This window comes from Asanoa hainanensis (assembly GCF_900188485.1).
Classification (GTDB): domain Bacteria; phylum Actinomycetota; class Actinomycetes; order Mycobacteriales; family Micromonosporaceae; genus Asanoa; species Asanoa hainanensis.
This window is the reverse complement of sequence record NZ_FZPH01000004.1, coordinates 69,226-91,056: the sequence shown is the minus strand read 5'-3', so window position 1 is coordinate 91,056 and position 21,831 is coordinate 69,226. Positions and strand designations below refer to the sequence as shown.

Sequence of the window (21,831 nt, the reverse complement as noted above, 5' to 3'; positions counted from 1 at the left end):
AGATGGAAGTAACGATCAACATCAACGGCACGCCGGAGACCCACGACGTCGAGCCGCGCCTCCTGCTCGTGCACTTCATCCGGGAGAAGGCCGGGCTGCGCGGCACGCACTGGGGCTGCGACACGTCCAACTGCGGCACATGTGTGGTGTGGCTCGACGGCAAGCCGGTCAAGTCGTGCACGGTGTTCGCCGCGATGGCCGACGGCCGTTCCGTGCGCACGGTCGAAGGGCTGGAGCAGGGCGGGAAGCTCGACCCCGTGCAGGAGGGCTTCATGGAGTGCCACGGGCTGCAGTGCGGGTTCTGCACCCCGGGCATGCTGATGACCTCGCGGGCGCTGCTCGACGCCAACCCCGACCCGACCGAGACCGAGATCCGCGAGGCGATCTCCGGTCAGCTCTGCCGGTGCACGGGCTACGAGAACATCGTGCGCTCGGTCCGCTGGGCCGCCGAGAAGGAAGCCTCCACCGAGGAGGTGACGGCATGACCACCGTCGAAGAGCGGCCGCACACCGGTTTCGGCCGCACGCTGCGCAAGGAAGACGTCCGGCTGGTCCGGGGCAAGGGCAACTACGTCGACGACGTGCGGCTGCCCGGCATGCTGCACGGCGCCCTGCTGCGGAGCCCGTACGCGCATGCCAAGATCAACTCGATCGACACGTCGGCCGCCGAGGCGCACCCGAAGGTGCTCGCGGTGATCACCGGCGAGACGCTCAAGGGGCTGGGCCTGGCCTGGATGCCCACCTTGTCGTACGACGTGCAGGCGGTGCTGGCCACCGACAAGGTCCGCTACCAGGGCCAGGAAGTGGCCTTCGTGATCGCCGAGGACCACTACTCGGCGCGCGACGCGGTCGAGCTGATCGAGGTCGACTACGAGCCGCTGCCGGTCGTCGCCGACGCCAAGAAGGCGATGGCCGCGGACGCGCCGGTGATCCGCGACGACAAGGAAGGCCAGACCGACAACCACATCTTCGACTGGGAGTCGGGCGACCAGGCCGAGACCGACGCGGTGTTCGCCAACGCCGAGGTGGTCGTCGCCGAGGACATCCTCTACCCGCGGGTGCACCCGGCGCCGCTGGAGACCTGCGGCTCGGTCGCCGACATGGACCCGGTGACCGGCAAGCTCACGCTCTACACCACGAGCCAGGCCCCGCACGCCCACCGCACGGTGTACGCGCTGGTCGCCGGCCTGCCCGAGCACAAGATCCGGGTGATCTCGCCGGACATCGGCGGCGGCTTCGGCAACAAGGTCGGCATCTACCCCGGCTACGTGATGTCGATCGTCGGCTCGATCGTGACGGGCAAGCCGGTCAAGTGGGTCGAGGACCGCGCCGAGCACCTGATGAGCACGGCGTTCGCCCGCGACTACCACATGCGTGGCGAGATCGCGGCGACCAAGGACGGCAAGATCCTGGGCCTGCGGGTCAAGGTGCTGGCCGACCACGGCGCGTTCAACGCGACCGCGCAGCCGACCAAGTTCCCGGCCGGCTTCTTCCACGTGTTCACCGGTTCCTACGACCTGCAGGCCGCGCACTGCACCGTCACCGGCGTCTACACCAACAAGGCGCCCGGCGGTGTCGCGTACGCCTGCTCGTTCCGCATCACCGAGGCGGTCTACCTGGTCGAGCGGATGGTCGACGTGCTCGCCTACGAGCTCAAGGCCGACCCCGCCGAGCTGCGGATGAAGAACCTGATCCAGCCGGAGCAGTTCCCCTACACGACCAAGACCGGCTGGGAGTACGACTCGGGCGACTACCCGAAGGCCCTCCAGCTCGCCATGGACATGGCGGGATACGACGAGCTGCGCAAGGAACAGGCGGAGAAGCGCGAGCGCGGCGAGCTGATGGGCATCGGCGTGGCGTTCTTCACCGAGGCGGTGGGTGCGGGCCCGCGCAAGCACATGGACATCCTCGGGCTCGGCATGGCGGACGGCGCCGAGCTGCGGATCCACCCGACCGGCAAGGCGGTGCTGCGGATCTCGGTGAAGACCCAGGGCCAGGGCCACGAGACGACGTTCGCCCAGATCGTCGGCAACGAGCTCGGACTGCCCACGGCCGACATCGAGGTCGTGCACGGCGACACCGACCAGACGCCGTTCGGCCTCGGCACCTACGGCTCCCGGTCGACGCCGGTGTCCGGCGCCGCGACGGCGCTGGTGGCCCGCAAGATCCGCGACAAGGCGAAGATCGTCGCCTCGGCGATGCTGGAGGTCTCGCCCGACGACCTCGAGTGGGAGGGCAACCGCTGGCAGGTCAAGGGTGACCCGGAGCAGGGCAAGACGATCCAGGAGATCGCCCTGGCGGCGCACTCGAGCCTGGAGCTGCCCGAGGGCGTCGAGGGGCACCTCGACGCGACGACCGTCTACAACCCGCCGAACCTGACGTACCCGTTCGGCGCGTACATCTGCGTCGTCGACGTCGACAAGGGCACCGGCGGGGTCAAGGTGCGGCGGTTCATCGCGGTCGACGACTGCGGCGTGCGGATCAACCCGATGATCGTCGAGGGCCAGGTGCACGGCGGCCTCGCCGACGGCGTGGGCATGGCGCTCATGCAGGTGATCGCGTTCGACGAGGAGGGCAACCACCTCGGGGCGTCCTTCATGGACTACCTGCTGCCGACCTCGCTGGAGTGCCCGTCGTGGGAGCTGGGCGAGACGACCACCCCGTCGCCGCACCACCCGATCGGCGCCAAGGGCGTCGGTGAGTCGGCCACGGTCGGCTCGCCGTGCGCGGTGGTCAACGCGGTGCTGGACGCCATCAAGCCCTACGGCGTGCGGCACGCGGACATGCCGCTCACGCCGGCCGCGGTCTGGGGTGCCCTGAACGGCCGGCCGATCCGGACGGACCTCGCGATCCCGTGACGTCCACGACGGAGCAGAGGGCGAACGAGCTGCGCCAGGCGCGCAGCCCGTTCGTCCTCGCGGTCGTGGTCCGCGCCGAGCGGCCCACCTCCGCGAAGCCGGGCGACCGCGCGATCATCCACGCCGACGGCACGATCGAGGGCTTCGTCGGCGGCTCCTGCGCGGAGTCGACCGTGCGGATCCAGAGCCTGCGCCAGCTCGCGGCCGGCGAGTCGACGCTGCTGCGGATCACGCCGGGCGGCGACTCGACCGGGCCGCGTGACCTGCCCGGTCTCGTGGTCACCGACAACACCTGCCTGTCCGGTGGCACCATCGACGTGTTCCTGGAGGTGGTCGTGCCGGCGCCGCTGCTGCAGGTCTACGGAGACACCCCGATCGCGCGCGCCCTGGTCTCGGTCGGGTCGGCGGCCGGCTACGAGGTGCGGATCGCGCCGGCCCCCGGGCCGGTGCCGGCCGACGCGCTCGCGGTCGTGGTCGCCTCGCACGGGCACGACGAGACCGGCCTGCTGGCCGAGGCCGTCAGCGCCGGGGTGCCGTACATCGCGCTGGTCGCCTCCCCGAAACGGGGCGCGGCCGTGCTCGCCGAGTCGGGCGTGCCAGCCGGGCGGGTCAAGACGCCGGCCGGGCTCGACCTCGGCGCCCGTACTCCCGGCGACGTGGCCATCTCGATCCTGGCGGAGGTGGTCGCGGCCCGGACCGGTTTGCCGAGGCCGGCACCGGCACCCCGCGCGCCCTTGCTGCAGATCGGCCTGGCCGTGCCGACCCCGCCGGAGATCGCGATCGACCCGATCTGCGAGATGGAGGTCGTCGTCGAGCCTGGCGCGTTGTCCTATGAGCACGCCGGCCGCACCTGGTACTTCTGCGCGCCCGGCTGCCGCAAGAAGTTCGCCGCCGACCCCGCCCGGTGGGGCGGATGAGCGGCGACCTGCCCGCCGACATCGGCGCGCTGACGGCGGCGCTCGACCGCACCGGCTACCTCGCGGACGAGCCCCTCGCCACGGCCCTGTTCCTGGCCACGGGGATGCCGGCGCCGATCCTGCTCGAGGGCGAGCCCGGCGTCGGCAAGACCGAGGCGGCCAAGGCGCTCGCCGTCGCGCTGGACACGCCGCTGGTGCGGCTCCAGTGCTACGAGGGGCTGACCGTCTCGGAGGCGCTCTACGAGTGGAACTACCCGCGGCAGCTGCTGGCGATCCGGCTGGCCGAGGCGTCCGGTGAGACGCTGGCCTCGGCCGACCTGTTCACGCCCGAGTTCCTGCTGCGCCGCCCGCTGCTGACCGCGCTGGAGCATCCCGGGCCGCGCCCGGCCGTGCTGCTGCTCGACGAGGTCGACCGGGCCGACGACGAGTTCGAGGCGTTCCTGCTGGAGCTGCTGGCCGAGGCCACCGTCACGATTCCGGAGCTGGGCACCCGGCGGGCGGTGCTGCCGCCGATCGTGGTGCTCACCTCCAACCGCACCCGCGACCTGCACGACGCGCTCAAGCGCCGCTGCCTCTACCACTGGATCGGCTATCCGCCCGCTTCCCGCGTGGCGGCGATCGTTCGGCGGCGGGTGCCCGGCATCGGCGATCCGCTGGCCGACCAGGTCGCCGCCGCGGTGCACAAGCTGCGCGGGCTCGAGCTCTACAAGCCGCCCGGCGTGGCCGAGGCGGTCGACTGGGCCACGGCGCTGCGGGTGCTGGGCCTGTCGGCACTGACGCCGGCGGCCGCGACGCAGACCCTCTCCACGGTGGTCAAATACGACGAGGACCTGGCCACGGTACGCGGCAGCGGGCTCTTCGATGGCTGACCTGGCGACTGTCGACCTGGCCGCCGTGGTGGCCCGGTTCGGCGCGCTACTGCACGACACCGGCGTGGCGGTCGGGCCGGACCGGAGCGAACGGTTCGCGCGCGCGGTGCTGCTCGTGCGCCCGCGGACCACCCGCGAGCTGTACTGGTGCGCCGCCGTCACCCTGCTCGCCGACCCGGCGGACCGGCCGGCGTTCGACCGCGCCTTCGACCTGGTCTTCGGCGGCATGGTCGACGACGCACCGAACCGTGGGGGAGAGGGCGGCTCGACGTCGTCCAACTCCACTGTGCCGCCCCGGCCGGGTCGCGCCGACGGCGGGCAGCCAGGCATCGGCGACCGGTCACCAGGTTCGCCTCCTTCGACCGACGGGGCACGTAGCCCGTATCCGGTGATAGCGACGGCGACGGAACGACTCGGTGGTCGCGACTTCGCGAAGCTCTCACCCGACGAGCTCGCGGAGCTCGCCGTCGCCATGCGGCGGCTCCGTCTCGCCACCCCGCCACGGCGTAGCCGACGCACTGTTGTCGGTCGGCGTGGACCCTCAGTCGACCTCCGGTCGAGCTTGCGTGCGGCGCGACGGACCGGTGGCCATCCAGTGCGGCTGAGTCGACGCCGGCCCCGCGTCAAACCGCGCCGACTCGTCGTGCTCTGCGACATCTCCGGCTCGATGGCGCCTTACGCGCGGGCGTTGCTGCAACTCGTCTACTGCGCGGCCGACGGTCAACGAGCGGAGGTCTTCACCTTCGCCACCCGCCTCACGCGACTGACCCGTGTGCTGCATCGGGTGCCGCCTGCGGTGGCCCTGGAACGGGCCGGACGCGCCGCACCGGACTGGTCCGGCGGCACGAGAATCGGAGCGGCGCTGCGGACGTTCATCGACGACTATGGCGCGCGGGGCATGGCCCGTGGTGCGGTGGTCCTCATCCTGAGCGATGGGTGGGACACGGGTGAACCGACGGAACTGGAACGCCAGATGATTCGCTTGTCCCGATTGGCTTATCGGGTGGTTTGGGCGAACCCGCGCACGCAGAGCGCGGCGTTCCGACCGCTGACGGGGGGAATGGCCGCCGCGTGGCCGCATTGCGACGCGGTGGTGAGCGCGCATCGACTGGACGCGCTCGACGAACTGTTGGCGGCTCTGGCGGCGGGGAACCGGACCGACCATAGTGATACCTGGGGGCGATGATCGTGCGGGACGTGCTCGCCGACCTCTCACGCTGGTGGCGTGACGGTCGACCGGTGGGGATGGCCACGGTGGTTGGCACCTGGAAGAGTGCCCCGCGGCCACCCGGTGCCACCATGCTCGTCGGGCCCGACCAGACCGCGGTGGGCAGCGTCTCCGGCGGTTGTGTCGAGGCCGCCGTCTACGAGCTCGGCCTGACCGCGATCGAGACGGGCGAGCCGCACCTGCAGCGCTACGGGGTCAGCGACGACGACGCGTTCTCCGTCGGCCTGACCTGCGGCGGCATCATCGACATCTTCGTCGAGCGCGTCGACCCGGAGTCGTTCCCGCAGCTCGGCGAGGTGGTTGCGGCGATCGAGGCGGAGTCGCCGGTCGCGGTGGCCACCGTGATCAGCGACCCGTTGGGGCGGGTGGGCCGGCGCGTGCTGGTCTGGCCCGACCGGGTCGACGGTTCCCTCGGTTCGGAACATTTCGACGCGGCGCTGACCTCGGACGTGCGGGGCATGCTCGCCTCCGGACTGACCGGGCCGCTGCGCTACGGCCCCGACGGCGAGCGGCTCGACGACTCGGTGACCGTGTTCGTCGCGTCGTACGCGCCCCCGCCGCGCATGCTGGTCTTCGGCGCGATCGACTTCGCGGCCGCGCTGGCCCGGCAGGGCGCGTTCCTCGGCTACCGGGTGACGGTCTGCGACGCCAGGCCGGTGTTCGCCACCAACCGCCGGTTCCCCGGTGTCGAGGTGGTGGTCGACTGGCCGCACCGCTACCTCGCGGCCGAGATCGAGGCCGGGCGGGTGGACGGTCGCACCGTGGTCTGCGTGCTGACCCACGACCCGAAGTTCGACCTGCCGGTGCTGCGGCTCGCGCTGGAGCGCGAGTTCGCCTACGTCGGTGCGATGGGCTCCCGGCGGACCCACGACGACCGGGTGACCGGCCTGCTCGCGGCGGGCGTGCCGGAGGCGCAGCTCAAGAAGCTGCACTCGCCGATCGGGCTGGCGTTGGGCGCGCGTACGCCGGAGGAGACCGCGGTGAGCATCACCGCCGAGATCATCGCCGACCGCTGGGGCGGTGGCGGGCAGAAGCTGTCCACTCTGGACGGCAGCATCCACGAGAACCTCGACCGACGCTGACTGGGAGACCCTTTCAATGGAGCTGGAACACGAGTTCACCGTCGCGGCACCCGTCGAGCGCGCCTGGGAGGTCCTGCTCGACCTCGACACGGTGGTGCCGTGCATGCCCGGTGCGGCGCTGACCGGCCAGGACGGCGACAACTTCGACGGCACGGTCAAGGTGAAGCTCGGCCCGGTCTCGATGACGTTCGCGGGCAAGGGCCGGTTCGTCGAGCGCGACGAGGCCAACCGCACCGTGGTGGTCGAGGCCGCCGGGCGCGACTCCCGGGGCGGCGGCACGGCGAAGGCCACGGTCCGCGCGACGCTGACCCCGTCGGCCGACCCGTCGTCGACGGACGTGCACGTGGTCACCGACCTGGCCGTGACCGGCCGGATCGCCCAGTTCGGCCGCGGCATGATCGCCGACGTGAGCGGCCGCCTGCTCGGCCAGTTCACCGACTGCCTGCAGGGCAAGCTGGCCGGCGGGGCGACGGTGTCCGCCAGCCAGACCGCCACCTCGGCCGGCGCGGGCGCTTCCGGCGCGGCCCCGGTGGCTGGTTCGAGTGCCTCGGGCGGTGGCGGTGCGCCCCCGAACGGCCGGGTGGAGGGCCGTCCGGAGGCGTTCCACGGCACGACGCCGGCGGAGCGGGCCTTCCCGGGCCAACTGGACTCCGAGGAGCAGCAGGCGTTCATGGAAGAGCGCCAGGTGACGTTCACCGAGACCGAGGTCGAGCCCGTCGACCTGCTCGCGGTCACCGGCCTCGACACGGCGGTCCGGCGCGTCCTGCCGTACGCGTTGGCCGTGATCGCGGGCATCACGATCGGCGCGATCATTTGGCGGCGCGCGAAGGGCTAGACCTAGATCTGGTTGCGGCCGCCGTCGACGAACAGCTCGATGCCGGTGATGAAGCTGCTCTGGTCGCTGGCGAGGAACAGCACGGCGTTCGCCACCTCGTCGGGGCGACCGACGCGGCCCATCGGGATCGTGCTGGCCATAAACGACTTAAGCTGTTCGGCCTCTTCCTGCGACGGGACGAGGCCGTCGACGCCCGGGGTGTCGATGGTGCCCGGGCTGACCGCGTTGACCCGGATCGAGCGCTCCTTGAGCTCCGCGGCCCAGGTGCGGGCGAAGGAGCGCACGGCGGCCTTGGACGCCCCGTAGACGCCGAACGCCGCGTTGCCGAGACTGCCGGCGTTGGACGACTGGAGGATGACCGAGGCGCCGTCGTTCAGCAACGGCAACGCCTTCTGCACCGTGAACAGCATGCCCTTGGTGTTCTTGCCGAACGTCTCGTCGAAGTGCTTCTCGGTGACCTGCTCCAGGGTGGCGAACTCGCCGCCGCCCGCGTTGGCGAAGAGCACGTCGACGCGGCGGTCGTCCTGGGCCACCGTGGCGTAGAGCCGGTCCAGGTCGGCCAGGTCCGCGACGTCACCCTGGACGCCGGTCGCGTGGTGGCCGATCTTCGCCACCGCGGCGTCGAGCGCCTCCTGGCGCCGCCCGGTGAGGTAGACATGCGCGCCCTCGGCCGCGAACCGCTCCGCGGTGGCCAGGCCGATGCCGCTGGTGCCGCCGGTCACGATGGCGGTCTTGCCGTCAAGCTGCCCCATGGTTGGGTGCTCCCTCTGTCCTGCGTTTTATATCGAACACTAAAAAACGTAGGCCGGCGTCGGGATGGCTGTCAACGGTGTGTGACGGCCCTTACCGGGGCCAGGCGGCCATGGCGGTGTCGACGATCTGGTGCAGCTGCTCCCGGGTCGCTCCACCGGCGGCCTGGACGGCGATGCCCTGGTAGATGGTGGTGAAGTAGCGCGCCAGGCGCTCGAGATCGGCGTCGGCCGGGAGCTCTTGGGCCTCGACCGCTCGCTCCAGCCGCGCGCGCAGGGCCGCCTCACCGGCCGCCCGCCGCGCCGTCAGCTCTTCTCGCGCGGTCCGGGCGCCCGGCGAGCAGGCGAGCGCGCCCTGCACCGTGATGCAGCCGCGCGGGTGGTCGGGGTCCGTGGTCGCGTCGGCGGCACCGTGCAGCAGCGCCTCCACCGCACCCTTGGCGGTGGGCTGGTCGAACGCCTCACGGATGTAGCGGGCGGGCCCGTCGGCGTACCGGTCGAGCACCTTGCTGAACAGCTGCTCCTTGTTGCCGAAGGCGTTGTAGAGGCTGGGGGCGTTGTTGATGCCCATGGCCTTGGTGAGGTCGGAGATGGCGGTGCCCTCGTAGCCCTGGCGCCAGAACACCTCCAGCGCCCGGTCGAGAGCCGCCTCGCTGTCGAACGCGCGCGGCCGTCCGCCTGCCATGATCGCCTCCGGGGTCCGGATTTATAGCCATTGCTAAAATACCCCGGTTCCGGCGATCTGCTGGCTCAAGCTGCTGTCAGGGCCTTGTCGCGGGAGCCACGCAGGACGGCGGCGGCGAGCTCCGGCAGGCGGTCCGGCGGCACCAGGTTGGCCAGCCTGGCCGGAGTGGCGGGCAGGCGGACGGCCTTCGCGGCGGCGGTGACCCGCTCGTCCAGGTACGGGCGGATGTCGGGCCAGACCGCCTGGACCTCGCGCAGGTAGATGTCGGCGCCGGTCGGGCCGATCCCGGGGAACTCGGTCAGCGCGGCCCGCAGCGCCGCCCGGTCGCCGGCCGCCTCCCGGTGCATGCGGCGCAGGTCGCCGCCCCACCGGTCGAGGACCAGTTGGGCACCGCCGCTGAGCGCTCTGATGGCCGGGCCGCCGTAGCGGACGTAGTGCGCCCGGGCCAGCGTGTGCCACAGCGTGTGCTCGTCGGCCGCCAGCATCGCCTTCGGCGAGGTCAGGCCGGCCTGGAACAACTCGCGAGCGGCGGCCACGGCCACGGTGGCGGAGATCCGGGCGCTGAGTAGCTTCGTCAGCACCAGCAGCTGGTAGAGCGGCTGCGGCCGGTCGGCGAGGCGGATACCCGCCTGGTGCGCGTACGTCTCGCCGTACCGGTCCAGCAGCCGCTCCACGCGGTCGTTGTCCGTCATGCCTCCCGGATTTCCCACGCTCGGCGATCTAACCGATGAGTTTCGCCCGTCGGCGCGGTACATACCTCGACCGCACTTCGAGGAGGAAGCTAGAGATGATGCAAGAAGACATTCGCGAGCTGTTCGACCGGGTCTACGCCGCGTGGGGCGACGCCGACGCGTTCGCGGCGCTCTACCGCCCGGACGTGACGGTCGTCATGCCGGGTGTGTTCCGGCAGGGCCGCGAGGCCGTCCGCGAGTCGATGGCCGCCGCCTGGGCCGGCCCGCTGCGCGGCTCACGGGCGATCGACGAGCCGCTGGACGTCCGGGTGCTCGGCGACACCGCGGTGGTGGTGAGTCGCGCCGCGATCGTGCCGTTCGGCCTCGACGCGCCGGTGCCCGGGAGCGAGGCGATCGCCACCTGGGTGCTGACCCGCACATCGGGCGAAGGCTGGGCGGTGGCCGCGTACACGAACACCCCGGCGGCTGGATGACGTTCGAGTCTCATCGGGGCGAGCTGCTCGCACACTGCTACCGGATGCTCGGGTCGGTCGACGACGCCGAGGACGTGGTGCAGGAGACGATGCTGCGCGCCTGGCGCGCCCGGGAAAGCTATGACCCCGGGCGCGCCTCGCCGCGCACCTGGCTCTACCGGATAGCCACGAACGCGTGCCTGACCGCGCTGGCCGGCCGCTCCCGGCGACCGTTGCCGTCCGGCCTGGGCGTGCCGCCGAGCGACGACCCGAACGCGCCGCTGACGCCCTCGTTCGAGATCCCGTGGCTCCAGCCGTTTCCGGACACCCGCCTGGCCGAAAGCGACCCGGCCGGCATCGTGGCCCGCCAGGGCAGCCTGCGCCTGGCGCTGGTCGCCGCGCTCCAGCTGCTGCCACCCAAGCAGCGAGCGGCGCTGCTCCTACGCGAGGTCCTGGAGTTCTCGGCGGCCGAGGTGGCGGACCTGCTGGACACGTCGGTGCCCGCGGTCAACAGCGCCCTGCGGCGCGCGCGGGCGACGATGTCCGAGGTGGGGGAGGGCTCGGTAGCGGAGCCGGACGACAGCACGGTCCGCGACACGGTCGACCGCTACGTCCGCGCCTTCGAGATCGCCGATGTCGACGGCCTGGTGCGGCTACTGACCACCGACGCGATCCTGGAGATGCCCCCGGTCCCACTCTGGTACCAGGGCGCGGACGCGTACTGCGCGTTCCTGCGGCGGGTGTTCGCGATGCGGGGCGACCGCTGGCGGGTGATCCGCCTGGAAGCCAACACCCAGCCGGCGTTCGCCGCGTACGTCCGCACCGACGAGGGCTTCACCCTGCACACCCTGCAGATCCTCACGGTGACGCCAGCCGGCACGATCTCCCACAACGTGGTCTTCCACGACCCAGCGGTCTTCGCCATCTTCGCCCTGCCACCCACCCTCGCCGTCTGACTTTGTCAAGCGGTGCCTGGTGCCGGGTCGGCGTCGCGGCCGGCGGGCGCGGCTGCGCCCTGCGCCGCACCTTGGGCGGCCGTGCCGGCCGACGCCGGCTGTCCGGCCACGCCCGCGTCGGCCTCGCCCTCGCCCTCGTCGGTCGGTGGGGCGCCCGACGGTTGCGGTGCGTGGGCCTGGATCAGGAAGAAGATCAGGACCGCGCCGGCGGCGAAGATGCCCGCCGACACCAGGAACGCGATCTTGTAGCCCGCTACCGGTGCCTCGGCCGCGGCGGCCGCTCCCACGTGGGTCGCCGCGTACGTGCTGGTCACGCTCGCCGCGATCGTGCTCAGCAGGGCCGTGCCGATCGAGCCGCCGACCTGTTGCGTGGTGTTGACCAGGGCCGACGCCACGCCCGCGTCCTCGCGGTTGACCCGTTCCGTCGCCGTGTTGATGGCCGGCGCGAAGATCAGGCCGAAGCCGAATCCCAGGACCGGCAGCGACGGCAGGATGTGCACCCAGTAGTTCGACGTCGAGTCGATGAAGTACAGGTACACCATGCCGACCGCGGCCAGGGCCATGCCGGCCGTGATCAGCAGGCGGGCGCCGAGGATCGGCATCAGCTTGACGTTGGCCAGCGTCGAGCCGATCAGCACGAAGGCGATCATCGGCAGGAACGCGACGCCCGTCAGCACGGGGCTGTAGCCCTTGGTGAGCTGCAGGTAGAAGGTCAGGAACAGGAAGACCCCGAAGATCGCGATCGCGGCCAGACCCACCGACAGGTACGCGCCGCCGCGGCTGCGGTCCTTGACGATGCGCAGGGGCAGCAACGGTTGCCCCACCCGCCGCTCGATCTGCACGAACGCCAGCAGCAGGAGCGCCGACACCACCAGGCTGATGATCGTGACGATGTCGCCCCAGCCGTCGGAGGCCGCTCTCGAGAACCCGTACACCAGCAGGAACAGGCCCACGACGGCGCAGACGGTGCCCAGCCAGTCGATCTTCGGTTTGGTCTTCGAGGTCTCGTTGCGCAGGTAGTACTGGCCGCCGATCCAGGCGATGCCCGCGAAGACCAGGTTCACGAAGAAGCACCAGCGCCAGGACGCGTACTCCGTCAGGACACCGCCCAGCAGCAGGCCCACCGCGCCGCCGCCGCCGGCCACCGCTCCGTACACGCCGAATGCCCGGCCCCGTTCGGCCGGTGACGAGAACGAGTTGGCGATGGTCGAGAGCGCGGCCGGGGCGAGCAGTGCGCCGAACGCTCCCTGAGCGGCCCGCGAGATCACCAGCACCATGAAGTCGGTCGACGCTCCGCCGGCCGCCGACGCGACCGCGAAACCGATGAGACCGATGACGAACATGCGTTTTCGGCCGAACAGGTCGCCGAGCTTGCCGCCGAGCAGCAGCAGTGAGCCGAACGCCAGCGCGTACGCGGTCACCACCCACTGCCGGTCGCTGTCGGCGAAGCCCAGGGCGTCCTGGGCCGCCGGGAGGGCGATATTGACGATCGTGGCGTCGAGTACGACCATGAGCTGCGCGATCGAAACGATCACCAGGATGGTCCAGCGGTGCTTGTGCTCGAACTCGCGGTCCGCGTCGTACCGCTGTGCCGCAGCAGTTTGTGACGTCATATGGCTTCCTCGGCCGAAATGACCGGAAAAATCACTCTTATGGGTGGCTCGACCTCCACGTTATGACGTGATTTCGTCACCACCAGCTACAACCGGCGACTTATCGAGGTGTCCTGGCTCTCACCGCCGGAGTTTGCCGCGCCCGCCCGTCGGGCATTGCCGATCCACAATCCCTCGACACCCCCCGAGGAGAGAGGCGATGGGCATCGTGGGCAAAGTGGCGTACAAGCCGGTCGGTGTGTTGCTCGGCATCGCGGCGGGCGGCCTGGCCGGGCTCGTGTTCAAGCAGGTCTGGAAGCGCGTCTCGGGCGACGACGACGCGCCCAACGCGACCGACGAGGAGCGCGGCTGGGGTGAGGTGCTCGCCGCCGCGGCGCTCCAGGGGGCGATCTTCGCCCTGGTCAAGGCCGCCGTCGACCGCGGCGGCGCGACGGGCGTCAAGCGGCTGACCGGGCGCTGGCCGACGTAACGGTTCTGTGCCATGAGTGCGCGAGCTCAGGGCACCTGTCGTAGCCAGTCCGTACGATGAACCCGCCATGTCGACGCTCGCGCCCGGCCTTCGCCTGCACGACCGGTTCCTGCTGGTCGGCCGGATCGGCGTGGGCGGCATGGCCGAGGTCTGGCGGGCCGACGACACGGTGCTCGGCCGCCCCGTCGCGGTCAAGGTGCTCGACCCGTCGGTCGGCAGCGACACCACGATCCGGCTCGCCACCCACCGCGAGGCCCGCGCGGCCGCGGGCCTGACCCACCCCAACATCACCCGGGTGTACGACTACGGCGAGGCCGCCCTCCCCGGCGGTGTCCTGGCGCCCTACCTGGTGATGGAGCTCGTCGAGGGTGACGACCTGGCCGAGCGCCTGGAGGCCGGCCCGCTGCCCTGGCCCGCCGCCGCCGCGATCGCCGCCCAGGTGGCGGCCGGCCTGGCCGCGGCGCACGCCGCCAACGTCGTGCACTGCGACGTCAAGCCCGGCAACGTGATGCTCACCCACAGCGGCGTCAAGATCCTCGACTTCGGCATCGCCGACCTGGCCGGCAGCGCCGACAGCGGCGAGCGCTACGGCACGGTCGGCTACTGCTCACCCGAGCGCCTGGCCGGCGCCAACCCGACTTCGGCGAGCGACGTCTACAGCCTGGGCGTCCTGCTCGCCGAGGCGTTGGTCGGCCACCGCCCGGAGTCGTCCGGCGGGGTGGCCCGGTTCCCGGTGCTGCCCGGGGTGCCCGCGGCCCTGACCCGGGCCGGCGCGGCCAGCCTGGCCGCCGATCCCGCGCAACGCCCCTCCGCCGCCGAGCTCTCCCGCGTGCTGGGTGAGCTCGCCGCGTCGGCGGGTGCCTATGCGGTCGCACCGACCCGTTCCCACGCGGTCGAGACGCCCGCGGCGACCTCGGGCCGCCCGGCGACGCCGGGCCGTGCGGTGGTGCCGGCGCCGACGAGCCTGCTGCGCGGCCGGGTCGCCGAGCCCGAGCCCGAGCCCGCCCGTCACCCGGGGCCGGCCCGCAGCCCGATGCGAGCGGTGGCCGTCGGCGGAGTCGCCGCCGCCCTGGTCGTCGTGGCCATCGTGGTGGCGATCCTGCTCAACCCGGGCAACGACGGCCCGCCCGGCGGGTCGGTGGCCCAGGCCGGCGCCAGCCCTCAGCAGCAGGCGGGCGACGTCGTGGTCGAGCCGACGACCGAGCCACCCGCGCCGACCGACCCCGACGACGCCCTGGCCGCGTTCAAGTCGGCGGTGAAGGACGCGGGCGACGCGGGCAAGATCGACGAGAAGGCGGTCGAACGGATCCTCAAGCGCGCCGACGACCTCGAGCGCGCGATCACCTTCGGCGACGAGGACGACATCGCCGACGAGGCCCGTGACCTGCGCTCCGAGGTGCTGCGCGACCGCAACAAGGAACACGTCGACGAACTGACCCGCCGCCAGCTGGTCCGGCTGCTGATCCCGTTCGGCTCCGACGCCGACCGCTAGGCCCGGCGAGTCGATCGCCGGGCCTGTTCGTGCCGCTAGAGCAGCCCGGCCTTGCGCAGCGCGTCTTCCATGGCGCTGTTGACCGGCGCGGACGACCGACCGCCGCCACCCTGCCGGCCACCGCTGCCGCCACCCTGCCGGCCACCGCTGCCGCCACCCTGCCGGCCACCGCTGCCGCCGCCCTGGCGACCGCCGCTGCCACCTTGACCGCCAGCGCCTTGCCGCCCGCCGGCGCCCTGGCCACCGCCCTGCCGGGCACCGCCACCCTGGCCACCGCCCTGACCGCCGCCCTGCCGGCCACCGCCAGCTTGACCGCCCTGGCCGCCGCCTTGCCGGCCGCCGCCGCCCGGAGCGGCACCGCGGCCGTCCCGCGCGCCCTGGCGCTGCTGGCCCGGGCGGCCGCCGTCCCGGCCGCCGCCGCGTGGCGCTCCGGGTCCGTTCTCCTCGTCCAGCCGCAGCGTCAGCGAGATCCGCTTGCGCGGCACGTCGACGTCGAGCACCTTGACCTTGACGACGTCACCAGGCTTGACGACCTCGCGCGGGTCGCTGACGAACGTTCGCGACATCGCCGACACGTGCACGAGTCCGTCCTGGTGCACGCCGACGTCGACGAACGCGCCGAACGCCGCCACGTTGGTCACGACGCCTTCGAGCACCATGCCGGCGGCCAGGTCGCCGATCTTCTCTACGCCCTCGGCGAAGGTCGCCGTCTTGAACGCAGGCCGGGGGTCGCGGCCCGGCTTCTCCAGCTCGCCCAGGATGTCGGTGACGGTCGGCACGCCGAACACCGCGTCGGCGAAGTCGCCGGGCTTCAGCCCGCGCAGCAGGGTGCCGTTGCCGATCAGCGCGGGCAGTTCGATGTTCACCGAGGACAGGATCCGGCGGACCACCGGGTACGCCTCGGGGTGCACCGACGACCCGTCCAGCGGGTCGTCGCCACCGGCGATCCGCAGGAAGCCCGCGCACTGCTCGAACGCCTTCGGGCCGAGCCGCGGCACCTCCTTGAGCGCGGTCCGGTTGCGGAACGGCCCGTTGGCCTCGCGGTGCGCGACGATGTTGGCGGCCAGCGACTCGCCGATGCCGGAGACCCGGGACAGCAGCGGTGCGGACGCCAGGTTGACGTCGACACCGACGCCGTTGACGCAGTCCTCGACCACCGCGTCGAGCGAGCGGGACAGCTTCACCTCGGAGATGTCGTGCTGGTACTGCCCGACCCCGATCGACTTGGGGTCGATCTTCACCAGCTCGGCCAGCGGGTCCTGGAGCCGGCGGGCGATGGACACCGCCCCGCGCAGCGAGACGTCCATGCCGGGCAGCTCCGACGCGGCGTACGCGGAGGCCGAATAGACCGAAGCCCCCGCCTCCGACACCATCACCTTGGTCAGGTTGAGGTCGGGGTTCGCCGCGATCAGCTCACCGGCCAGCTTGTCGGTCTCGCGGGACGCCGTGCCGTTGCCGATCGCGACGAGCTCGACGTCGTGCTGCTTCGCCAGCGCGGCCAGCGTCGTCAGCGCCGCGGACCACTTGTTGGCCGGCACGTGCGGGTAGATCGTGTCGGTGGCCAGCACCTTGCCCGTCGCCGAGACGACCGCGACCTTCACGCCGGTGCGGAAGCCCGGGTCGAGGCCCATCGTGGCGCGGGTGCCGGCGGGTGCGGCGAGCAGCAGGTCGCGCAGGTTGGCCGCGAACACGCGGACCGCTTCGTCCTCGGCCGCCTGGAACAACCGCATCCGCAGGGACATGTCCAGGTGTACGACGATCCGCGTGCGCCAGGCCCAGCGGACCGTGTCGAGCAGCCAGCGGTCAGCCGCCCGGCCGTGGTCGGCGATCCCGAAGTGGCCCGCGATCCGCTGCTCGTAGTACACCGGCCCGGTGGTCAGCGTGCCGGCCGCGACCGCGTCGGCCTCCTCGGCGGACGGCTCCAGGATGAGGTCGAGGATCTCCTCCTTCTCGCCGCGGAACAGCGCGAGGATCCGGTGCGACGGCAGCGTGGTCAGCGGCTCGGCGAAGTCGAAGTAGTCGCTGAACTTCGCGCCCGCCTCCTCCTTGCCGTCCTTGACCTTGCCCCGCATCCGGCCGCGCTCCCAGACCTGCTCGCGCAGCCCACCGATCAGGTCGGCGTCCTCCGCGAACCGCTCGACCAGGATCGACCGGGCGCCGTCCAGCGCGGCCGCCGCGTCGGCGACACCCTTCTCCGCGTCGACGTACGAAGCAGCCGCACCGGTCGGGTCCTGCGTCGGGTCGCCGAACAGCAGGTCGGCCAGCGGCTCCAGGCCGGCCTCGCGGGCGATCTGGGCCTTGGTGCGGCGCTTGGGCTTGAACGGCAGGTAGATGTCCTCCAGGCGGGCCTTCGAGTCGGCCGCCACGATCTGCGCCTCGAGCTCGGGGTCCAGCTTGCCCTGCGAGCGGATCGACTCGAGGATCGCCGCCCGGCGTTCGTCGAGCTCACGCAGGTAGCGCAGCCGCTCTTCGAGGGTGCGCAGCTGGGTGTCGTCGAGCCCGCCGGTGGCCTCCTTGCGGTAGCGGGCCACGAACGGCACCGTCGCGCCGCCGTCGAGCAGGTCGACGGCGGAGACGACCTGCGTCTCGCGTACCCCCAACTCCTCGGCGATGCGGGCGGAGACGGACGGAGCTGCTGCCTGGATCTGGTCGGTCACGTCCGGCATTCTGCCGGACCGGTTCGTTTCCCGTGGCCAGTGGGTAGAAGCCACACCGAGGGAGGTACGCCATGCTGGCCGAGCGACTGCGCGACGTCGCGCCCGACGCACTGGTCGAGGTGGTCGACCACCATGTCCGGTCGGAGCTGGGCGGCCTGCGCGCCGACGTGCTGCTGGCCGACTACCGGATCGCGGGGCTCTGGCCGGTGCTGCGGCCCGACGACCCGACGCAGGGCCTGCTGGCCGAGCAGAACATCGCCGCGCGCTGCTACGCGCGGCAGGAACACCGCGTCGAGGACGTGCCGGAGACGCCGGGCGTACGCCTGTATGTGCCGTTGACCGTCTGGGGTGAGCGGTTGGGCATCCTCGTCGCCGACTTCCCGGCCGCGCCGTCCGATGCCACGGTGCGGCACTGCCGCGCGGCCGCCGACGAGCTCGCCGTCGCGTTGCGCGCCGCGGACCGGGACACCGACCGCTACCGGCTGACCCGCCGCCGGCAGCGCCTGTCGATGGCCGCGGAGATGCAGTGGGAGCTGCTGCCCGGGCGCTGTGTGAGTGATCACGGGTACGTGCTCGCCGGTCAGCTCGAACCCGCGTACCGGACGTCCGGCGACAACTTCGACTGGGCGGTCAACGAGGGCCGGTTGACGGTGACGGTGGTCAACGGGCACGGCACCGGGCTCGCCGCGTCGGCGCTGACCTCGTTGGCCGTCAACGCGATGCGCAACGCCCGGCGCTCCGGTGGCACGCTCGTCGAGCAGGCGGAGCTCGCCTCGGACACGGTCTTCGCGGCGCATCGCGGCGCGCGCCCGGTGGACGTGCTGCTGCTGGAGTACGACGGCGGCACCGGCCGGGTGCGCGCGATCGACACCGGATCGCCCAAGGCGTGGCGGGTCCGTGGCTCGGCGGTGGCGCCCGTGGTGCTCGACCAGCAGTTGCCGTTGGGCATGTTCGAGGAGACGCGGTACGGGGTGCAGACCTTCGACCTGGCCGCCGGGGACCGGTTGTTCGTGGTGAGCGACGGCGTGCACGACGCGGCGCCGGGCGGCGGTCCGACCTACGGCGAACAGCGGCTGGTGGCGGCGATCCGGTCGGCCCGGGTCCACCCGCCGGCACAGGCGATCAGCGCGGTGATGCTGGCCCTGCGCGCGTACCACGGGGACATCGAGCTCGAAGACGACGCGGTGATGGTCTGCCTGGACCGCAAGCATCCCGTGGACGGGACGGAAGGCACTGTGGATCACATCGGTCGAAGGCGCATGGTGGAGGCGGCGTCCGGGTAAGTCACAGTTTTCACGACTGGGCGAGAGGCGACGGAATGGACCGCGCGAACCTGGCCAGTTCCATAGAGGCCGCTTCGGAGGCGCTGGTCAGCGTGCTCGAGGCGGCCCGCACGCGCCAGGAGTCGCCGGTCTCGCCGACCCAGGTCCGGGTCCTCTCGATCATCAACGTGCGCCCGGACACCAACGTCAACCGGCTGGCCGAGTTGCTGGACGTGGTCCCGTCGTCCGCCAGCCGGCTGTGCGACCGGTTGGAGGCGGTCGGCCTGCTGCGCCGGGCGGCCGACGAGCGCGACCGGCGCGAGGTCCGCCTCGTGTTGACTGCGGCCGGCGCGGCGGTGCTCCGCGAGCTACGCGAACGGCGGGCCCAGGCGGTGCGCTCGGTGCTCGACCGCATGCCGCACCGGGCCCAGCACGACCTGCTGGTGGCGCTGCTGGCGTTCGGCCACGCGGCGGCCCAGGTGCAGGCGGAGTCAGCGGAGCCGCGTACCGCCTAGCAGGGTTTCGACCTGTCGTGGGCTGTCTTTACCGCTGTCGAACGTGATCAGCGCCTTCCAGAGGGCCCAGCCACGGCCGCGTTGCCAGGTCGCGTCGTCAACGTTGAGCGCCTTGCGGAAGGCGTCGCGCGCCGGGGCGTCCAGGAACGTCCAGGCGATGACCAGGTCGCAGGCCGGGTCGCCGACCCCGGAGGTGCCGAAGTCGATGACGGCGGCCAGGCGCCCGTCGCGGACCAGGATGTTGCCAGCCGCGACGTCGCCGTGGAACCAGACGGGGTTCCCCTGCCAGTGCGCGCCCAACGCCGCGTCCCACTCGGCGGTCGCGGCGGCGGCGTCGATCCGGCCGTCCAGGGCCGCGATCGCCTTGCGGGTCTCGTCGTCGTAATGCGCGAGCGTGGCGCCGCGCCAGAAGCTGTGCCGGCCGGCCGCGGGCTCGCCACCGGTGTCGACACCCTGGAGTGCGGTCAGGAACCCGGCGAGGTCGACCGCGAACTCCGTCTGGTCCGCGACGGTGTCGTGGGCGGCGGTTGTGCCGTCGAGCCAGCGGTTGACCGACCACGGCCACGGGTAGCCGGCGCCGGGCCGCCCCTGCGCGAGCGGAGCCGGGATCGGCACGGGCAGGTGCGGCGCGAGGACCGGCAGCCAGCGCTGTTCCTTCTCGACACCGGCGACGTAGCCCTCGGCGCTGGGCAGCCGCACGCTCATCGCGTCGCCGAGGTGGAAGGTGCGGTTGTCGTTGCCACCGACCGCGACGGGCCGCACCGGCAGGTCGGCCCAGTGCGGAAACTGCTCGGCGACAAGCCGGCGAACCAACGCGACGTCGATGATCACCGCCCGATGCTCGCGGTGCGACCGACGGCTCCGCAAGCGGTTTAGCACCAACACGGCAACTCAGGCCGGTGCGGCAAGCCCGGACATCGGGGACAATGAACCATGGCGTCGATGGCAGACAAGATTCGCGACTTCCTCAGAAGCCCACGTGGGCAACGGCTCGTGCAACAGGGCCGCACCCAGCTCAACAAGCCCGAAAACCAGCGCCGACTCCAGCAACTGGCCAACAAGCTGCGCAGCCGGGGCCGCTGACGCGCGGAAAATCGCGGGCGGCGACGCGATAGGCGGAGCTAGTCTTCGCGGGCCATGACCGAGTTGCCGCCCGTCGCGCACCTGCACGTGCACCTGGAGAGTGCGGTGCGGTGGTCGACGCTGGCCGAGATCGCCGGGCCCGACTTTCCCGACCACCTGCGCGGCGGGGAGCACCGCTTCACCTCGTTCAGCGACTTCTTCGACCAGAACCAGCTCGTACGCGACTGCCTGCGGCGGCCAGAGCACTTCCACCGGGTCGCCGTCGAGTTCTGTGCTGACCAGGTCGCCCAGGGGGTCGGCTACGTCGAGGTCTCGTTCACCGCGGCCGCGCACGGCGAGCGGCTCGGCGACCTTGGCATGCCGCTCGCGGCGGTGCTCGACGGGCTCGCGGAGGGCGGCGAGCGCTATGGCCTCGACTGGAACGTCATCCTCGACACCTCGCGCCGCCGCTCGGTCGAGCGGGCCTGGCGGACCCTCGACCTGGCCCGCAAGCACGACCGCGTGGTCGCCGTGGGGCTGGCCGGCGACGAGGACCACCCGGCCGCGCCGTTCGCCGCCGTCTTCGCCGAGGCCCGCGAGGCCGGCCTGCACATCGTGCACCACGCCGGTGAGGCGGCCGGCGCCGCCAGCATCCGCGAGGCGCTCGACGTCGGCCTGACCGAGCGCCTGGGCCACGGCATTCGGGTCCTCGACGACCCGGACCTGACCGCCGAGGTGCGCGAGCGCGGCATCCCGCTCGAGGTCTGCCCGAGCTCCAACGTCGCCCTGGGCTTCGTACCGTCGTACGCGGAGCATCCGTTGCCCCGACTGCGCGCAGCGGGCCTGACGGTCACCCTCAACACCGACATCCCGGAGATGATCCACACCACGCTGCGCGACGAGTACGCCGCCGCGGCGGAGGTGTTCGGCGCGGATCTCCACGAGCTGGCGCGCGCGTCGGTGGACGCGTCGTTCGCCGACCCCGCGACGAAGGCCCGGCTCAGGTCAGCGGCAGCAGACCGCGCTCCGCGAACACCTTCTTGGCCGTGAAGACGGCGTTGAGCGCCCGGGGGAAGCCGCAGTAGACCGCCGAGTGCAGGAACGCCTCCACGATCTCCTGCGGCGTCAGCCCGACGTTGAGCGCGGCACGCACGTGCACGTCGAGCTGCGCCTCGACACCACCGAGCGCGGTGAGCATGCCGAGCGTGACGAGCTGGCGGTCCCGCGGCGGGAGTCCGGGCCGGGCATAGATGTCCCCGTACGCCCAGGCGACGACCTGCTCGCCGAGCTCCGGTGCGATATCGGCGAGGGACTCGATGACCTTCGTGCCGGTCTCCCCGTTGACCGCCTCGAGCACCCGCATCCCCTGCTCGAACCGGTCCTGTTGCGCTTCACTCATGCGACCAACGCTAGGAGCTGGAGTGCGCTCTAGGTCAAAA

The 21,831-nt window shown here is 72.0% G+C and carries 22 protein-coding genes; 15 read left to right on the top strand and 7 right to left on the bottom strand.

Going from position 1 to position 21,831, the window contains the following annotated elements; translation table 11 throughout:
* Nucleotides 1-2 precede the first annotated feature (2 nt).
* Genes CHC05_RS11470 through CHC05_RS11440 form a run of 7 tightly spaced genes read left to right on the top strand, consistent with a single transcriptional unit; the run spans nucleotide 3 to nucleotide 7,788 of the window.
* Nucleotides 3-485 carry a (2Fe-2S)-binding protein gene (locus CHC05_RS11470; RefSeq protein WP_089247737.1) on the top strand — a complete coding sequence of 161 codons (483 nt, stop codon included), beginning with the start codon at nucleotides 3-5 and terminating at the stop codon, nucleotides 483-485.
* A complete protein-coding gene (locus CHC05_RS11465) occupies nucleotides 482-2,857 on the top strand; it encodes an aerobic carbon-monoxide dehydrogenase large subunit (protein WP_089247735.1) in 2,376 nt (791 codons plus the stop codon). The genes CHC05_RS11470 and CHC05_RS11465 overlap by 4 nt, the downstream gene beginning before the upstream one ends.
* Complete coding sequence (locus CHC05_RS11460; RefSeq protein ID WP_089247733.1) at nucleotides 2,854-3,774, top strand: XdhC family protein; 921 nt, start codon at nucleotides 2,854-2,856, stop codon at nucleotides 3,772-3,774. Before CHC05_RS11465 ends, CHC05_RS11460 begins: the two co-directional genes overlap by 4 nt.
* Nucleotides 3,771-4,643 carry an AAA family ATPase gene (locus CHC05_RS11455; RefSeq protein WP_089247731.1) on the top strand — a complete coding sequence of 291 codons (873 nt, stop codon included), beginning with the start codon at nucleotides 3,771-3,773 and terminating at the stop codon, nucleotides 4,641-4,643. Before CHC05_RS11460 ends, CHC05_RS11455 begins: the two co-directional genes overlap by 4 nt.
* Nucleotides 4,636-5,829 (top strand): vWA domain-containing protein, encoded by a 1,194-nt coding sequence (locus CHC05_RS11450; protein ID WP_089247729.1) that lies wholly within the window; start codon nucleotides 4,636-4,638, stop codon nucleotides 5,827-5,829. Before CHC05_RS11455 ends, CHC05_RS11450 begins: the two co-directional genes overlap by 8 nt.
* Nucleotides 5,826-6,953, top strand: a complete 1,128-nt coding sequence (locus CHC05_RS11445) for an XdhC family protein (RefSeq protein ID WP_218824513.1) — start codon at nucleotides 5,826-5,828, stop codon at nucleotides 6,951-6,953. The genes CHC05_RS11450 and CHC05_RS11445 overlap by 4 nt, the downstream gene beginning before the upstream one ends.
* Before the next feature lie 16 nt (nucleotides 6,954-6,969).
* Nucleotides 6,970-7,788, top strand: coding sequence for an SRPBCC family protein (locus CHC05_RS11440; protein WP_089247727.1), 819 nt, complete (start codon nucleotides 6,970-6,972; stop codon nucleotides 7,786-7,788).
* Between the two features lie 2 nt (nucleotides 7,789-7,790).
* On the opposite strand, the gene CHC05_RS11435 is transcribed toward CHC05_RS11440, so the two are convergent.
* From CHC05_RS11435 to CHC05_RS11425, 3 genes are all read right to left on the bottom strand, one after another.
* Entirely contained in the window at nucleotides 7,791-8,540 is a 750-nt protein-coding gene (locus CHC05_RS11435) for an SDR family NAD(P)-dependent oxidoreductase (protein WP_089247725.1), read from the bottom strand.
* 91 nt (nucleotides 8,541-8,631) lie between these two features.
* A complete protein-coding gene (locus CHC05_RS11430) occupies nucleotides 8,632-9,222 on the bottom strand; it encodes a TetR/AcrR family transcriptional regulator (RefSeq protein WP_089247723.1) in 591 nt (196 codons plus the stop codon).
* Nucleotides 9,223-9,287: 65 nt separating this feature from the next.
* Nucleotides 9,288-9,914: an HhH-GDP family DNA glycosylase gene (locus tag CHC05_RS11425; protein ID WP_089247721.1), complete on the bottom strand. Its 627-nt coding sequence runs from the start codon at nucleotides 9,912-9,914 to the stop codon at nucleotides 9,288-9,290.
* A gap of 95 nt (nucleotides 9,915-10,009) precedes the next feature.
* On the opposite strand from CHC05_RS11425, the gene CHC05_RS11420 reads away from it, so the two are divergent.
* Together CHC05_RS11420 and CHC05_RS11415 are read left to right on the top strand one after the other, a co-directional pair.
* Nucleotides 10,010-10,387, top strand: coding sequence for an SgcJ/EcaC family oxidoreductase (locus CHC05_RS11420; protein ID WP_179266137.1), 378 nt, complete (start codon nucleotides 10,010-10,012; stop codon nucleotides 10,385-10,387).
* Nucleotides 10,384-11,322, top strand: a complete 939-nt coding sequence (locus CHC05_RS11415; RefSeq protein ID WP_089247717.1) for an RNA polymerase subunit sigma-70 — start codon at nucleotides 10,384-10,386, stop codon at nucleotides 11,320-11,322. The genes CHC05_RS11420 and CHC05_RS11415 overlap by 4 nt, the downstream gene beginning before the upstream one ends.
* A 5-nt stretch (nucleotides 11,323-11,327) precedes the next feature.
* Here the strand turns inward: CHC05_RS11415 and CHC05_RS11410 are convergent, their stop codons facing one another.
* Nucleotides 11,328-12,935: an MFS transporter gene (locus CHC05_RS11410; protein WP_089247715.1), complete on the bottom strand. Its 1,608-nt coding sequence runs from the start codon at nucleotides 12,933-12,935 to the stop codon at nucleotides 11,328-11,330.
* A gap of 199 nt (nucleotides 12,936-13,134) precedes the next feature.
* Here CHC05_RS11410 and CHC05_RS11405 point away from each other — a divergent pair, with 199 nt between their 5' ends.
* Together CHC05_RS11405 and CHC05_RS42025 are read left to right on the top strand one after the other, a co-directional pair.
* Nucleotides 13,135-13,404: a DUF4235 domain-containing protein gene (locus CHC05_RS11405; RefSeq protein ID WP_089247713.1), complete on the top strand. Its 270-nt coding sequence runs from the start codon at nucleotides 13,135-13,137 to the stop codon at nucleotides 13,402-13,404.
* 67 nt (nucleotides 13,405-13,471) lie between these two features.
* The gene (locus CHC05_RS42025) at nucleotides 13,472-14,896 is read left to right on the top strand and encodes a serine/threonine-protein kinase (RefSeq protein WP_089247711.1); all 1,425 of its coding nucleotides are present in this window, start codon (nucleotides 13,472-13,474) and stop codon (nucleotides 14,894-14,896) included.
* 35 nt (nucleotides 14,897-14,931) lie between these two features.
* Here the strand turns inward: CHC05_RS42025 and CHC05_RS11395 are convergent, their stop codons facing one another.
* The gene (locus CHC05_RS11395; RefSeq protein WP_089247709.1) at nucleotides 14,932-17,562 is read right to left on the bottom strand and encodes a Tex family protein; all 2,631 of its coding nucleotides are present in this window, start codon (nucleotides 17,560-17,562) and stop codon (nucleotides 14,932-14,934) included.
* A 62-nt stretch (nucleotides 17,563-17,624) separates the two neighbouring features.
* Here CHC05_RS11395 and CHC05_RS11390 point away from each other — a divergent pair, with 62 nt between their 5' ends.
* Nucleotides 17,625-18,836, top strand: coding sequence for a PP2C family protein-serine/threonine phosphatase (locus CHC05_RS11390; RefSeq protein WP_089247707.1), 1,212 nt, complete (start codon nucleotides 17,625-17,627; stop codon nucleotides 18,834-18,836).
* A gap of 35 nt (nucleotides 18,837-18,871) precedes the next feature.
* Entirely contained in the window at nucleotides 18,872-19,330 is a 459-nt protein-coding gene (locus tag CHC05_RS11385; protein WP_089247705.1) for a MarR family winged helix-turn-helix transcriptional regulator, read from the top strand.
* On the opposite strand, the gene CHC05_RS11380 is transcribed toward CHC05_RS11385, so the two are convergent.
* On the bottom strand, nucleotides 19,307-20,161 hold the full coding sequence (locus tag CHC05_RS11380) for an aminoglycoside phosphotransferase family protein (protein WP_089247703.1): 855 nt from the start codon (nucleotides 20,159-20,161) through the stop codon (nucleotides 19,307-19,309). The two genes, CHC05_RS11385 and CHC05_RS11380, sit on opposite strands and share 24 nt — an antisense overlap.
* 111 nt (nucleotides 20,162-20,272) lie before the next feature.
* Here CHC05_RS11380 and CHC05_RS41410 point away from each other — a divergent pair, with 111 nt between their 5' ends.
* The gene (locus CHC05_RS41410) at nucleotides 20,273-20,413 is read left to right on the top strand and encodes a hypothetical protein (RefSeq protein WP_179266134.1); all 141 of its coding nucleotides are present in this window, start codon (nucleotides 20,273-20,275) and stop codon (nucleotides 20,411-20,413) included.
* A 54-nt stretch (nucleotides 20,414-20,467) separates the two neighbouring features.
* Complete coding sequence (gene add, locus CHC05_RS11375; protein WP_089247700.1) at nucleotides 20,468-21,442, top strand: adenosine deaminase; 975 nt, start codon at nucleotides 20,468-20,470, stop codon at nucleotides 21,440-21,442.
* Here add and CHC05_RS11370 read toward each other — a convergent pair.
* Entirely contained in the window at nucleotides 21,393-21,791 is a 399-nt protein-coding gene (locus tag CHC05_RS11370; RefSeq protein WP_089247698.1) for a carboxymuconolactone decarboxylase family protein, read from the bottom strand. The two genes, add and CHC05_RS11370, sit on opposite strands and share 50 nt — an antisense overlap.
* Between the last annotated feature and the right edge of the window lie 40 nt (nucleotides 21,792-21,831).